Origin of the sequence: Faecalibacterium faecis, assembly GCF_040096475.1 — a bacterium.
In the GTDB taxonomy this organism is placed as follows: Bacteria; Bacillota; Clostridia; order Oscillospirales; family Ruminococcaceae; genus Faecalibacterium; species Faecalibacterium taiwanense.
Genome location: NZ_JBBMEP010000014.1, coordinates 1 through 13,132, shown reverse-complemented (window position 1 = coordinate 13,132; position 13,132 = coordinate 1). Strand labels below are relative to the sequence as shown.

At 49.7% G+C, this 13,132-nt stretch carries 14 protein-coding genes and 2 pseudogenes; 13 read left to right on the top strand and 3 right to left on the bottom strand.

The features are described 5' to 3' along the window. Positions 1 to 59 precede the first annotated feature (59 nt). Positions 60 to 389 (top strand): hypothetical protein, encoded by a 330-nt coding sequence (locus WMO17_RS08540; RefSeq protein ID WP_349137878.1) that lies wholly within the window; start codon positions 60 to 62, stop codon positions 387 to 389. A 72-nt stretch (positions 390 to 461) separates the two neighbouring features. Here WMO17_RS08540 and WMO17_RS08535 read toward each other — a convergent pair whose 3' ends face one another. Together WMO17_RS08535 and WMO17_RS08530 are read right to left on the bottom strand one after the other, a co-directional pair. Further along, positions 462 to 1,016 carry an ImmA/IrrE family metallo-endopeptidase gene (locus WMO17_RS08535; protein ID WP_349137877.1) on the bottom strand — a complete coding sequence of 185 codons (555 nt, stop codon included), beginning with the start codon at positions 1,014 to 1,016 and terminating at the stop codon, positions 462 to 464. A gap of 45 nt (positions 1,017 to 1,061) precedes the next feature. Further along, positions 1,062 to 1,463 (bottom strand): helix-turn-helix transcriptional regulator, encoded by a 402-nt coding sequence (locus WMO17_RS08530; RefSeq protein ID WP_112148167.1) that lies wholly within the window; start codon positions 1,461 to 1,463, stop codon positions 1,062 to 1,064. Positions 1,464 to 1,742: 279 nt separating this feature from the next. On the opposite strand from WMO17_RS08530, the gene WMO17_RS08525 reads away from it, so the two are divergent. From WMO17_RS08525 to WMO17_RS08500, 6 genes are all read left to right on the top strand, one after another. Further along, positions 1,743 to 1,949 (top strand): hypothetical protein, encoded by a 207-nt coding sequence (locus tag WMO17_RS08525; protein ID WP_349137876.1) that lies wholly within the window; start codon positions 1,743 to 1,745, stop codon positions 1,947 to 1,949. 677 nt (positions 1,950 to 2,626) lie between these two features. Next, positions 2,627 to 4,252 (top strand): recombinase family protein, encoded by a 1,626-nt coding sequence (locus WMO17_RS08520; protein ID WP_349137875.1) that lies wholly within the window; start codon positions 2,627 to 2,629, stop codon positions 4,250 to 4,252. Then, positions 4,239 to 6,053: a DNA topoisomerase gene (locus tag WMO17_RS08515; protein ID WP_349137874.1), complete on the top strand. Its 1,815-nt coding sequence runs from the start codon at positions 4,239 to 4,241 to the stop codon at positions 6,051 to 6,053. Before WMO17_RS08520 ends, WMO17_RS08515 begins: the two co-directional genes overlap by 14 nt. Continuing rightward, complete coding sequence (locus WMO17_RS08510) at positions 6,053 to 6,940, top strand: LPD16 domain-containing protein (RefSeq protein WP_349137873.1); 888 nt, start codon at positions 6,053 to 6,055, stop codon at positions 6,938 to 6,940. Before WMO17_RS08515 ends, WMO17_RS08510 begins: the two co-directional genes overlap by 1 nt. Before the next feature lie 8 nt (positions 6,941 to 6,948). Further along, entirely contained in the window at positions 6,949 to 7,464 is a 516-nt protein-coding gene (locus WMO17_RS08505; RefSeq protein WP_349137872.1) for a YodL domain-containing protein, read from the top strand. After that, a complete protein-coding gene (locus tag WMO17_RS08500; RefSeq protein WP_015537699.1) occupies positions 7,454 to 7,657 on the top strand; it encodes a transposon-transfer assisting family protein in 204 nt (67 codons plus the stop codon). Before WMO17_RS08505 ends, WMO17_RS08500 begins: the two co-directional genes overlap by 11 nt. Positions 7,658 to 7,743: 86 nt before the next feature. Here WMO17_RS08500 and WMO17_RS08495 read toward each other — a convergent pair. Then, a pseudogene (locus WMO17_RS08495) lies at positions 7,744 to 7,863 on the bottom strand (DUF5131 family protein); the annotation flags it as partial. 389 nt (positions 7,864 to 8,252) lie between these two features. Between WMO17_RS08495 and WMO17_RS08490 the strand changes: the two are divergent. The 6 genes and pseudogenes from WMO17_RS08490 to WMO17_RS08465 all read left to right on the top strand — a co-directional run bounded on the left by WMO17_RS08490 (position 8,253) and on the right by WMO17_RS08465 (position 12,800). Further along, positions 8,253 to 8,927 (top strand): alpha/beta hydrolase, encoded by a 675-nt coding sequence (locus WMO17_RS08490; protein WP_349137871.1) that lies wholly within the window; start codon positions 8,253 to 8,255, stop codon positions 8,925 to 8,927. Positions 8,928 to 8,947: 20 nt separating this feature from the next. Continuing rightward, positions 8,948 to 10,423, top strand: a complete 1,476-nt coding sequence (locus WMO17_RS08485; protein ID WP_055058585.1) for an amino acid adenylation domain-containing protein — start codon at positions 8,948 to 8,950, stop codon at positions 10,421 to 10,423. Beyond that, positions 10,423 to 10,893: a GNAT family N-acetyltransferase gene (locus tag WMO17_RS08480; RefSeq protein ID WP_005924656.1), complete on the top strand. Its 471-nt coding sequence runs from the start codon at positions 10,423 to 10,425 to the stop codon at positions 10,891 to 10,893. The genes WMO17_RS08485 and WMO17_RS08480 overlap by 1 nt, the downstream gene beginning before the upstream one ends. A 46-nt stretch (positions 10,894 to 10,939) precedes the next feature. Continuing rightward, a pseudogene (locus WMO17_RS08475) lies at positions 10,940 to 11,864 on the top strand (radical SAM mobile pair protein B); the annotation flags it as partial. Positions 11,865 to 11,936: 72 nt separating this feature from the next. Further along, positions 11,937 to 12,158 carry an MmcQ/YjbR family DNA-binding protein gene (locus WMO17_RS08470; protein ID WP_226815879.1) on the top strand — a complete coding sequence of 74 codons (222 nt, stop codon included), beginning with the start codon at positions 11,937 to 11,939 and terminating at the stop codon, positions 12,156 to 12,158. Positions 12,159 to 12,209: 51 nt separating this feature from the next. Continuing rightward, on the top strand, positions 12,210 to 12,800 hold the full coding sequence (locus WMO17_RS08465; RefSeq protein WP_005924646.1) for a DUF1003 domain-containing protein: 591 nt from the start codon (positions 12,210 to 12,212) through the stop codon (positions 12,798 to 12,800). Positions 12,801 to 13,132: the final 332 nt, after the last annotated feature.

Here is a 13,132-nt window from a genome sequence, read left to right as displayed (position 1 = left end):
TCGTAGACTCGCAGAGTGATATACTTTAGTTATTATAATTGGAAAGAGGTTTGTATCCTATGCCCAGAACAAAAGGTAGCAAGAATAAGCCCAAAACTGTGACTGCTGATTTCGCAACGCAGATTGCAGAAAAGCAGTCCGCAAAGGAAGCTCTCACAGCGGAAATCGCATCCATCACCGCAAACATTGACACTTTGAAGGCTGATCTGAAAGTGAAGAAGGCTGCTTTGAAGAAAGTCGAAAAAGAAGTGGAAATGCTGGAAGCAAAAAAGGCAAAGGCAGATGCCAAAGCTGCAGAAGATGCGAAAAAGGCAGAAGCGGAATCCGTTCTGAAAAAGCTGCTTGCCCAAGGCATGAGTGCCGATGAAATTCTCGCAAAACTGAAATAACAGGAAAAAACCCGTGATGGACAGGCATAACGCACTGTTCATCACGGGTTTTAGGGTTATAAGAACATAAGTTTATCCAGCGGCCACATCAAACTGAAAATGTGCCGGAAGGTTGAACTGTTTGATAAACGCATGGTGCTGGGCGTGATAGTGCCTTAGATCATATCCCAGATGATGCAGCTCAAGAAGTTTCACCATCACTAGGTTGAGATGAATTCGTTTCGCTACGGAAATTTGCGCCGCGTCCAACCCACGCTTTGTCATTTGATAGACTTCATCACTGTCCAGCATCAGGTGGGATGTGAAAGCGTTATGCTCGTAAAGAAGGATGTGCTTGTCCTTAATGGTCAGAAACTTGTCCAGGGTATGCAAGTCCATGAGCAGCTGATGCTCCAGATAATGTCCCAGCGCATAGCCGCACACCATCTGCTTAGTCTGTTTGTCCAGCTGGCGATTGATAAGAATCAATGGCTTATCAAAATAGAGCGAAAGTAAACCCAACATATCTTTAATGCGGGATGTTTCACTGATGTCCAGGCTGCAACTGCGCGCGATTTGTTTGATGTTGCGAGTTCCGGCATTTTGGACAAGTTCGTTGGCGGCTTGGTGAATAAACGCAGAATCCATAATGTGATCTCCTTCCGGGGATGGCATAGTGAATGGAACGGTGGTTTACAGGTTCATTATTCGTTCCTTTTCTCGTTTTTGTTCTCGGTACTTAAAATAGGCTTTGTGCATTTCATACATGATGCCGTCCATATCCTGCGGGGTCAACTCTCCGCTGGCAAATAGCTCAGTAAGCTCAAATGCGAGATGCTGGGCTTCTATTTTGCCCTTTTTCCCGTAGGCTTCGGCGGCACGTTCGATAAATAAAGACTGATCCGGCTGTAAATAGGTCAAAGGTACATGGAATATATCAGCCATCTTTTCGAGCATTTCAACACTGCGAGGGTAGCGGCCATCACGCTCCCATCCGATGATCGTTCGTTTGTTGATACCCAGACATTGTGCCAATTCGTCCTGTGTTAAAGAATGTTTCTTTCGTAGATCGCGAACTTTCTCTCCAAATTTCATGTTTGCAACCTTTCTATGGCGTAGTTATCGTGCTGTAACAATGTGCAACGGGATTTGTAAATATTCAATCTGGAAGATGCAACGAATTTTCACATTTTCCTCTTGACACGGCGACACGACTTGCTTATAATATATGCTATATTCTATCATCTTTTGGATTATTATACCGTAAAAATCGTAAATATGCAAGCCGAAAAAGGTGAAAAAAGAGCGGAAGTTCAAAAGGTGAAATTGAATAAAAAAAGAAACTTAAACCAACACAAAGGAGGCCGTGAGAAGATGAGCAACGGAGAACATGAAATCCGCACCCCAAAGGGGCTGCGGATTGGGAATCGCAGTGTCGTTGATGGAAAGAATATGCTTCAGATCAAGCGTGGTGACTGTGAAGATTATATTTCTGCTGAATCTCTGGTGGAGTGTATTCACGGCCTTCCCGTGAAGAGTATCGAATTTTTCACAGCAGAGAACCATCGGAAAGAAGCCTGAAGCAGAGTGCTTCATCGGACACTGAAAGCGCAGAGGCGGAATCTTAGGCGGCACCTGGTTAGCCGACCAGCTCCATCAGACGTTCTTTTGGGTCTACAATATAATATCTGTTTGTTAGAGCGATACCGTAGCAATATGTGATATAGGCCGGAACAGAATGAGCGAATGCAGCGCAGTAGTGCGCCTGTAAGTAGTTCATCCTGTTCCGGCTTTTTTATTTTTCAAAATTTTTTGAAAAACTGTATTCCAAAATGGCTTTGTGGATTCCTATTAGTATAGGGACTTCAAACAAATAGAAAGCAGCAAGAGGAATCTTAGATTCCCGTTCAAAAAAAACGGGTGAATCTGAGACGATTTTTGCTGCTTTTTTCAGTTCACCCGAAGCCGAAAGGCAGAAAGGTGGACAAAATGCTTACATTGAAAAAGGTCAAGGAACTGGTAGGAGCACCTTCCCATGCAAAGCGCACTCCTTCTCCCAAGATGCTTTACGAGGAAGGTATCGTGCTGCTTCGCAGGGAATTTGATCAGGGCAGTCATTTAACGGTCTACAACAGCGGTTATGTTTTGTTTTCTGCAGGGAAGCGAAACACCGTGTTCCATAATCATTATAACCACTCACAGAAGCACAAATCATTCAAGAATCACTATCTGTGCAAAAAGCACAAATGGAGGTACACATGGAAAAGGACAAAAAAGTAACTGCTTTATACTGCCGACTGTCAAAAGATGACGGTTCAAACAGCGAAAGCCTGAGCATCCGCACTCAAAAGTCGATGCTTATGGAGTATGCCACACGCAACGGTTTCGGGAATTGCCAGTACTATGTTGATGATGGTTACAGCGGTACGAACTCTGACCGCCCTGCCTTTCAGGAACTTCTGGATGATATCCGGGAAGGAAAGGTGGCAACAGTCATTACCAAAGACCAGTCCCGACTTGGACGCAACCACATCGAAACCGGAACGTATATGGAAATCTTCTTTCCTGAACACGGTGTCCGCTATATTGCAATCAACGATGGTTATGATTCCAACGAGCAATCTCAGATGGATATTGCCCCGTTCCGAAACATCATCAATGAAATGTACGCCAAAGACACTTCCCGAAAAATCAAGAGTGCCCTTCGGACACGCAAGAAAAGTGGAAAGTATATCTCCAGCGGCGCACCGTTTGGCTACCAGAAAGACCCTGCCGACCACAATCACCTTGTGATCGACCCGAACACCGCCCCCGTTGTTGAGTATATCTATTCAATGGCAGAGGAAGGGCTGGGGCTTCACCGCATCGCCAAGCGGCTCCACGATGAAAAAGTCTTGAAGCCGTGTTACTACAAGAAAGAGATGTTTGGCCGCTTTATTGATGATGAAAAGATGTATGATTGGGACAGTGCCTATATCAGTCAGGTTCTGCACAGCCCGGTCTACGCCGGACACATCATCTATGAAGCCAAGCCCACCGTGTCCATGAAATCCAAAAAGCGGCGTTATATTCCTTTTGAAGAACGTGCTATCGTTCCGAATACACATGAAGCAATCATCCCACAAGACCGTTGGGAGAACGTGCAGCGAATCCTTTACAGCCGTTCCAGTAGTTTTATGTGCGATAAGACCGACTACGACAATATCTTCAAAGGCATCGTCCGCTGTGCAGACTGCGGCAGAACGATGTTAGTCAAGGTCGAGCACAGGCGCAAACGTAACAGTGTTCTGGATCAGACCTTTTATTGTTGCAGCACTTATCGGAAATATGGTGCGAAAGCCTGTGACTCTCACAACTTGGAAGCCCGTGTTCTGCATGAAGCTGTCCTTGCGGACATTCAGGCACACGCAAAGGCCGCTGTGAGCAATCGGGAAGCCCTTGTGAAGAAGATTGCAAATCAGATGCACCTCCGGATGTCCTCTGACCGGGCGCAGCACAAACGGGATTTGAAGCAGTGTAAAGCACGAATCGCAGAAATCGAAGACCTGTATGCAAAACTTTATGAGGACGTATCAAAGGGACTTCTCCCGGAGAAACGTTTTCAAATGCTTGCAGATCGCTACGACAAAGAACAGGCTGAACTGACCGAGAAGATTGAGCAGTACGAGCGGGAAGGCCGTGCTGAACACGGTCAGCTGGACAAGATTCAGGATTTTATTGATGAAGTCAGCAAGTACGCTGGCATCACCGAACTGAACTATAAGATTCTGCATCAGCTGATTGACAAGATTCTGGTATCCAAAGCGGAAAAGGTCGATGGCGAATACGTCCAGAAAATCCAGATTTTCTACCGCTTTATCGGCCCATTGGATGCCATCGAGTAACAATGTCAGAAAAGTCACCTCCGAGAACTATCCTGCAGACGCAGGGCGCGAGGGAGAACTGATCTTCCGCTTGGTGTACCAGCAGGCTGGGTGCAAAAAGCCCTTTTCCCGTCTGTGGCTGTCCAGCATGGAGGAATCTGCCATCCGGGAGGGCTTTGCCCACCTCAAACCGTCAACTGAATACGACGCGCTGTACAATGCAGCACTCTGCCGGGAACGCGCCGACTGGATGGTCGGCATCAATGCGTCCCGGCTTTTTTCGTGCCTGTACGGGCAACCGCTGGCAGTGGGGCGTGTTATGACCCCGGTGCTCGCTATGACGGTAGTTCGGGAAGCTGCCATTGCCGCCTTTGTGCCGGAGAAATTCTACACGGTTGCCCTGACCCTTGCAGACGGCGGCGCCGCATCTAGCAAACGGTTTGCTCAGAAAGCGGATGCAGAACTGCTGCTTTCCAAATGCCGAAAGGAGGAGCGTGTCACGGTACAGAAGATGGAACGCAAGGAGAAATCCGAAAGCCCGCCGCAGCTCTATGACCTTACCGCATTGCAGCGGGATGCAAACCGTCTGTTGGGATTTACGGCGCAGCAGACGTTGGATTATGCCCAAAGTCTTTACGAAAAAAGGCTCATCACCTACCCCCGCACAGACAGCCGGTTTTTGACGGAGGATATGGCGGCATCCCTTCCGGGACTGGTGACGGCCACGGGCAAGGCGTTTGCAGTGGAGGAGCCGATTCCCATCCATGTGCAGCAGGTCATCGATGGCAGCAAAGTCACCGACCACCATGCACTGCTGCCCACGAAAAGCATGGCAAACGCAGACCTTGCCGCACTCCCTGCCGGGGAGCGGAATATCCTACGGCTGATTGCTACACGGCTGCTCTGCGCCGTGGGTGAGCCGCACCGCTATGCTGAAACCACGATTATCACCATCTGCGCCGGGGAGGAGTTCTCCGCAAAGGGCAAGGTGGTGCTGTCCGAGGGATGGAAAGCTGTGGAGCGGAAAATGCTGGGCGAGCTGCTGGGCAAGCAAAAAGAACCGGCGGTTCTGCCGGATGTGAAGGAGCAGAGCCAGTGCAGCATTGCCGGTGCCGAACTGAAAGAAGGTCAAACGTCCCCGCCGAAGCATTTCACCGAGGACCTTCTACTTCATGCGATGGAAACCGCCAGTGCAGACAGTATGCCGGAGGGTGTAGAGCGTCAGGGCATCGGCACTCCAGCAACCAGAGCTGCCACCATCGAAAAGCTGGTGCAGAAGGGCTTTCTGGAGCGCAAGGGCACCAAGAAAACCAAGGTGCTGCTGCCCACCGACAAGGGAAAAGCCCTCATCACCGTGATGCCCGAAGAAATCCAATCACCGGAAATGACCGCCGATTGGGAAACAAAGCTGCTGCAAATCGAACGTGGCGAAATGGAGCCGAGCGAATTTATGACCGAGATCAATACGATGATTACCGAACTGGTAAAGAACACGGAAATGAAAAAAGGAGCGAATGCACTTATGAAAAGCAAGATTATTGGTGTCTGCCCGAACTGCGGTAAGCCTGTCGTGGAGCGTGAAAAAGGCTGGTTCTGCGAGAACCGGGAGTGCCGTTTTGTCCTGTGGAAGGACAATGCGTTCTTCAAGCGTCTGGGCAAGCGGCTGGATGCTCATGTGGCAGACAAGCTGCTGCGGGATGGTCGAGTCCGGCTGAAGGACTGCAAGAGTGCCAAGGGAAAGACCTACAACGCCACCGTGCTGCTGTCCTGTGAAGCGGATGGCCGCAGCAAGTTTTCTCTGGAATTTGAAGGTGGGTGCTGATGGAGCAGAAAAAAGAAGCGGTCTACCTTATCAACGATGAACGCTATCTCCACCTCCGGGAAAACGGTGCAGGCGTCGGCTTTGCCACCTACAACAAGGTAACTGGTGAGCCGCTGGAAAGCGGGCAGATCTCGGAAAAGAACCTGCCGCCCGATGGCAGGAACGCCATTTCTGCTGCCCGGAACTGGTATCTGTTTGAACTTTCGGACGATGACCGCAAGGTCATCCAACAGGAAAGCGTAAAGATTCTCGAAAACATCCCGCAGGCGGGCATCGGCAGGCGGCGCATCTGGGAGCCGGAAACGCTGCCGAAGGATATTCGTCTCATCAACAGCCACTATGACGATCTCTACCGCATTCCAGATGGCGGCGTTGTACAGGTGGATTACCCGGATGGGCGCAGCTTTACGGCACGGTTGGAACATCTGGATGATTATCACTTTGACATGGGCGGTCTGGGCAATGTGTTCCACATCTGCCAGTTTGCCGAGGTCATGGAGCGGAACCATGCCGACTTCTACCCCGAAATTCAGACACAGGACGAGCAGGCCGCATGGGAACTGGGTGGCAAAGGTTATCTTGCCATCCAGTCCTGTGAGGATGGATGGAACTACACCATTTACCACAGCGATTTTTCCGTGATGGACGGCGGGCAGTTGGATGCCCCGGAACTGACCATTCAGGAAGCCCGTGAGCAGATTCTGAAAGCACATCACATGGAAAAGGGGCGGCGGCTGTTGCAGGACTACGATGCCGTCATGGATAAAGTTGCGGAAGCCGAGGAACTGAGTGCAGACCATCGCCCTTCCACACTGGAAAAGCTGGCAGAACTGGCAAGTGATACGTCTGCGCCAAAATCCTCTGCACATTCTGCACCGGAACTGTGAGGTGGACGATGCAGCGAAAATGGAACCAGAATTTTGACGGTGAACCCATGACAGACATCCCGCAGAAGTTTCTGAACGCAGGGTGCGATGTTTATATGGTGATGCAGCTGCGGCATGACGAAAAAATCCCCGATGAAAGATTTGCTTCCATGCGGGAACTGCATCGTCGGGGCAAAACGCCAGACCCGGAGCATTATGAGGTCACCTACTATGCTGATTTGCCCGCCATGTGGCAGGATGTGCCGAACAACGAGATTTTGGAAGAACTGTTTCAGATGTTCAACCTCTCCCGTCCGCAGGATTTTGAGGGACACAGCCTGTCCGTCAGCGATGTGATTGCACTTAAACGCAATGGCGAGGTGTCTGTGCATTATGTGGACAGCATCGGCTTCAAAGATTTACAGGGGTTTCTGGATAAAAAGCCGGAACGTGCTTCGGTTCTGATGAATCTCAGGGAAAAGTGCGATGCCCCGGAGTGCAATCCAACTGGATGCCGGAAAGCGAGGGATGGCCATGAACTTTGACCATGAAGAACTGATGCTGATGATGCTCTACAACACCGGCACCCGGCTGGGGCTTATCCACGAACTGCGGCTCATGCAGTGCTACCTGATGCCCGATGAGACTGCCCTGCGGGAGTTGTCGGAGGGAGTTATCGAAAAGCTGAAATTGCTGACCGATGCAGAGTTTGCCGAACTGGAATTTCCCCCGGACTGACTTTTGCCGCCTGCGGGCGGCGTACATATTCTCTTTTTGCATTTGGTGTGGTATACTGAACTCGACAAATCGGAATTTGTCTTGACTTTATAAATTTCCCCGCCTGATTTGCCCCGTTCATTGTCCAGATAGTACATATAGCAGTGGTCACAGCCCTCACTGTATTTGCGGCAGCCATGCCAGGGATTCCAAATATCACTGCTCATACCGATTCCTTTCCAGTTCGCAAATCAGACTGTGAGGCATTCTTCGTGGCCCACGTACCGCACCAATCCCATAGGCTTTCAGCTTCTCAAACGGGAGAAAAGACGGGTTGTACTGATCCAGCTTTTTCAATCTCATCACATGGTTCATATGTACGTTGCCATCATCATAATGGTAAGGAATATTGACTTCTGTAGCTTCGCACCGATATAGAACAGCGGAAACCGGGGCCGTAACATATAGACAGACAACATCGCCAACGGCTACTTCCTCCTGTTTATAGCCTTGGTCAGTAGTTTGATACTATGTACGAACTTTCTGCGTACTTGCTTTCGTTTTCGGATACCGTACAATATTTATACAATGAATCGTCAAGAGAGGAGGCAACAAGGTGACTTCTTTAACCATAGAACAAAAAAGAGTGGACATATACCCAAGCGCAAAGCCGGGCAGCCCAGTTATCTATCTCAACACCTTTTCCAATGCCGTTAACAGTGTGTATAAAAACCTGATGGCGCTCGGCTGCCCAGATTTCAGTCTGGTGGCGGTCAGTCAGCTGAAATGGGATCATGACATGACACCGTGGTATATGGGGCCGATCTCTAAACACGATACGCCCTGCACCGGGGGTGCGGATGATTACCTGAAACTGCTTCTGGATGAAATTATGCCGGAAGCGGAAGCGCTCCTTCCCGGTGCGCCCGCCTGGCGGGGCCTCGCCGGTTACTCGCTGGCCGGGCTGTTCGCCCTCTACGCTCTCTACCAAACGGATGTGTTTGCCCGCGCAGCGAGTATGTCAGGTTCCTTCTGGTTTGATGGCATCATGGAATATGTGTGCTCCCATGAGATGAAGCGCAAACCTGACTGTCTGTATTTTTCTCTCGGAGACAAGGAGAGCTCCACCGATAATCCGATTTTGAACGTTGTGCAGCAGAATACGCAGGAGATAGAAACACTGTGCCACGGGAAAGGCATCGAAACCACCTTCGTACTGAACAGTGGCAGCCACTATCAGGCGTGCAACAAGCGCACAGCGGCTGGCATTCACTGGATATTAAATAGATAAACCGACAAGGAGATAAAACGATGGATACGATCTATTCGCTTTTTCAGAAGGTAGTTAAAGAACATGAAAATGCCCCGGCTATCATTGAAAACGACCGCACCATGACTTTTGGAGAGCTGTCCAACATGGTGGATATGATCACGTGCAGCTTTCCGCAGGAAGTACACAGCATCGGCATCGTCATGCGTCACCGAACCGAGATGATTGCCTCGATTCTGGCGGTACTCAAATGCGGCGGCCGATATGTCCCAGCCGAGCCGGATTTTCCCACCGGGCGCATCCATGACATGATGACCGAGGCACAGGTGGATTTTGTGCTGACGGAACACGCCTTTGCGCCCAAACTGAGCAGTTTCCCCATCCGCTATACAGATTGTGAGATCTGCGGCGTGGAGACGCCCTCCTGGAAGCGCAACGCCATCGAAGACCCGGAACGCCCCGCCTATGTGCTGTATACGTCAGGTACCACCGGGCGGCCCAAAGGTGTCTGTGTCACCAACCGCAATGTTTGCCATTATGTCCGTGCCTTTGCCAACGAGTTCCATCCCGGCCCCGGTGATGTCATGCTGCAATATTCCGTCTGTTCTTTTGACATCTTTGTGGAGGAAGTGTTCACCAGTCTGCTGAATGGTGCCGCTCTGGCCATCCCCGCTGACGAGGATAAGGCCGACATCCATGCATTGATGGCTTTTGTGGAACGCCACCATGTGACTATGATCAGCGGCTTTCCGTATCTGCTGGCAGAAATGAACCACCTGTCTGTCATTCCGTCCTCTCTGCGGCTGCTTATCAGCGGCGGCGATGTGTTGCGGGGCGTTTATGTGGATCACCTGCTGAACAAAGCAGAGGTTTACAACACCTACGGCCCCTCCGAGACAACGGTCTGCGCCTCCTATTACCGTTGTAATAGTGGAACTGTGCTGGAGGACGGTACCTATCCCATCGGTCATCCTGTACTAGGTGCGCAAATCAGGATTCTGGATCAGTCTGGCAACGAGGTTGCCAAAGGGCAGACGGGTGAGATTTGCATTTATGGCGGCGGTGTATCTCTGGGCTACATTGGCGACCATGCCGAGGAAAACAGAGCTTTTGAGCGGCAGCCGGACGGTAGCACCATGTACCGCAGCGGCGATTTGGGCTATATCCTGCCGGATGGCAACATTGCATTCCTGCACCGCAAGGACGACCAGATCATGATTTACGGCAAGCGGGTGGAACTTGCCGAGGTGGAGTCCCGGCTCTATCGGTGCAAGGATGTGCAGCAGGCTATTGTCCGGGCTTTTACAGACGAGGATGGACTGTCCTATATGACCGCCTATGTGGTGCCTTCCGACAATAAGCTGAAAGTCTCGGAAGTAAAAAAAGAACTGTCTGAAAATTTGACTTCCTTTATGATCCCAGAGTTCTTTGTGAAGATGAAGCAGATTCCTTTGAATGTCAACGGTAAGCCGGATGTGTCGAAACTGCCGGTGGTAATGAAAGCGGGGGCATTATAATGGAGATTCAGATCCGGCAGGCCACGATCCAGGACCTGAATGTATTGATGCAATGGCGAATGGAAGTCTTGCATGAGGTATTCTCCATCCCCTCGGAGCGGTCTGTAACAGAGCTGGAATCGGAAAATCGCCGCTACTATCAAACAGAACTGCCGCAGGGCGGACATATTGCCTGCTTTGCCTACGTAGGGGAGGAAATCGTCGGCTGCGGCGGGATATGCCTCTATCATGAGATGCCCTCACCGGACAATCTAAACGGGAAATGTGCCTACCTGATGAACATTTATACCCGGCCGCAGTTTCGCGGACACGGCATAGGGAACAGAATCGTCAGGTGGCTTGTAGAGCAGGCTCGTCAGCGGCATATTTCAAAAATTTATCTTGAAACCTCAAACAAAGGCAGGCCGCTGTATCAAACAATCGGTTTTGCCGATATGAAGGATATGATGAAACTGTCCCGTGAAAAATAAGCAAAATCAAAGGAGCATACATACAATGGAGCCAATCATCTGAAACGTTGAAGTAAAAAGCGTCCTCACAAAATCCAATTTGCCTGTGAGTGATTATTCGGTCAATCCTTATGTGGGCTGTGGCCACGGCTGCAAATATTGCTACGCATCTTTTATGAAGCGTTTTACCAATCACCCGGAGCCCTGGGGAGAGTTCATAGACGTTAAATTTTGGCCGGAAATCAAACACCCGGAGCGGTATGCAGGGAAAGAACTGTTTCTCTGTTACGTGATCGACCCATATCAGCCGCTGGAGGAAACCGCCTGCCGCACCCGCGCCATTTTGGAGCAGATGCAGGGCAGCGAATGTAGCCTCAGTATTGCTACCAAGTCTGACCTGGTGCTGCGTGACCTTGACCTCATTAAAACATTCCCCAATGCGCGGGTATCCTGGTCGATCAAACACACTGGACGAAGATTTTCGCGCTGATATGGACAATGCAGTGAGCATTGAGCGGCGGCTGGCCGCTATGAAAGCATTCCATGATGCTGGTGTGCGCACCACCTGCTTTATCTCGCCGATTTTCCCCGGCCTCACCGACCTGCCCTCCATCATCCACCGGGCGAAGAATCAATGTAATTTGGTCTGGCTGGAAAACCTAAACTTGCGGGGCGGTTATAAGAAAACGATTTTTGACTATATAACGGAAAAACATCCAGACCTGCTGCCGCTGTACGATACCATTTACAATAAAAAAGAACGCAGCTACTGGTCAATGCTGGATGCGCAGATGCGGCAGTTTTGCCAAGAGGAAGGGCTACTGTATGTCCGGGATGATGATTCCATCAAACGCCCGTTCAACGATCCGCCTATCGTGGTCAATTATTTTTTCAACGAAGAGATTATCCCTCGGCCAAAATGCAGAAGAACAGGTAATCAAAACTATATAGTAACATGCAGAAAGCTAGAAGTTGTAGAGGTGAGGTTATGAAACGCGCAGAATTAGAATCAGACATATAACGCCGAGACAGATTATCCGTGGCTCAAATATCCGAATTATGAGGTGTTCCGGCATTGTAATAATCGGAAGTGGTTTGCTCTGATTATGGATGTACCAAAGAACAAGCTGGGGCTGCAAGGCGAAGAAATGCTGGAAGTGGTCGATTTCAAATGTGACCCAATTCTGATTGGCACACTACGAGAGGAACCCGGCTTCTTCCCGGCGTATCACATGAGCAAGGATAGCTGGATTACTGTTGCACTGGATGTGCAGCGTATCAGATGACAAAATCAAAATGTTGCTTGATATGAGTTATGAAGCAACGATACCCAAAACATGCAAAAAGAGATACTGATAAATTCCCGTTTACCACCCAAGAACATCCATGAGAGAGGAGTGACCGTTATGAAGGAAAACAGAAAACTATTAAAAGAAGTGCTCAAGGACATCCGGCACGACATGACCGATGAGGAAGTGCTGAATCTGCTGGCAGACAGTAAGATCTCCGTCAGTCCTGAAAGCGAAAAAGAAAAGTATACGCTGGGGCAGCGTGCAGCAGATTCCATTGCAAAATTTGCCGGAAGCTGGGCGTTTATCTTTTCCTTTACCGGTGTTCTGATTCTTTGGATGGTGGTCAACACGGTGCTGGCTGCCAAAGCGTTTGACCCGTATCCGTTTATTCTGCTGAATCTGGTACTGTCCTGTGTGGCGGCAATTCAGGCACCGTTGATCATGATGAGCCAGAACCGTCAGGAGGAAAAAGACCGCCGCAGAGCGGAAAATGACTATAAAGTCAACCTGAAGACCGAGATCATGATCGAGGACCTGTACGATAAAGTAAACGCCATTCTTGCCAAGCAGTCCGCACTGGAAAAGCGGCTGCAAAACGATGGCAAAAATCATACAAAGCAGCAGGAAAACAACTGAATCCTAGCTTTTTTGCGCCAAAATGGGATAGGCCGGAAAGAAAACGGTGTGCGATTCCATCTCCCGGTGTTGATTTTTGTCTCATTGTGGTAATGGGGGAAAGACAGATACAAGATATTGTTGCAAAAGTATTATTTTTTTGTGAATTTTAGCACTCTACTATTGACAGTGCTAAAATGCAGTGCTATAACAGTGGCGTGCTCAGGAGGAAGGGAAAAAGGAGAGCCGCAAGACTCCCCGGAAAGCTCTTCCGAGTGGACGCTTCAGATTTTTTGCCCCGACCCGAACGCCGGGATTGGAGGAATGATTTATGCTTATGCCGACTGTTTTCC

Bases quoted from the DNA above. Each gene is read 5' to 3' on its own strand.
- WMO17_RS08540 (WP_349137878.1), top strand. From the start codon at position 60: ATGCCCAGAACAAAAGGTAGCAAGAATAAGCCCAAAACTGTGACTGCT.
- WMO17_RS08535 (WP_349137877.1), bottom strand. From the start codon at position 1,016: ATGGATTCTGCGTTTATTCACCAAGCCGCCAACGAACTTGTCCAAAAT.
- WMO17_RS08530 (WP_112148167.1), bottom strand. From the start codon at position 1,463: ATGAAATTTGGAGAGAAAGTTCGCGATCTACGAAAGAAACATTCTTTA.
- WMO17_RS08525 (WP_349137876.1), top strand. From the start codon at position 1,743: ATGAGCAACGGAGAACATGAAATCCGCACCCCAAAGGGGCTGCGGATT.
- WMO17_RS08520 (WP_349137875.1), top strand. From the start codon at position 2,627: ATGGAAAAGGACAAAAAAGTAACTGCTTTATACTGCCGACTGTCAAAA.
- WMO17_RS08515 (WP_349137874.1), top strand. From the start codon at position 4,239: ATGCCATCGAGTAACAATGTCAGAAAAGTCACCTCCGAGAACTATCCT.
- WMO17_RS08510 (WP_349137873.1), top strand. From the start codon at position 6,053: ATGGAGCAGAAAAAAGAAGCGGTCTACCTTATCAACGATGAACGCTAT.
- WMO17_RS08505 (WP_349137872.1), top strand. From the start codon at position 6,949: ATGCAGCGAAAATGGAACCAGAATTTTGACGGTGAACCCATGACAGAC.
- WMO17_RS08500 (WP_015537699.1), top strand. From the start codon at position 7,454: ATGAACTTTGACCATGAAGAACTGATGCTGATGATGCTCTACAACACC.
- WMO17_RS08485 (WP_055058585.1), top strand. From the start codon at position 8,948: ATGGATACGATCTATTCGCTTTTTCAGAAGGTAGTTAAAGAACATGAA.
- WMO17_RS08480 (WP_005924656.1), top strand. From the start codon at position 10,423: ATGGAGATTCAGATCCGGCAGGCCACGATCCAGGACCTGAATGTATTG.
- WMO17_RS08465 (WP_005924646.1), top strand. From the start codon at position 12,210: ATGCAAAAAGAGATACTGATAAATTCCCGTTTACCACCCAAGAACATC.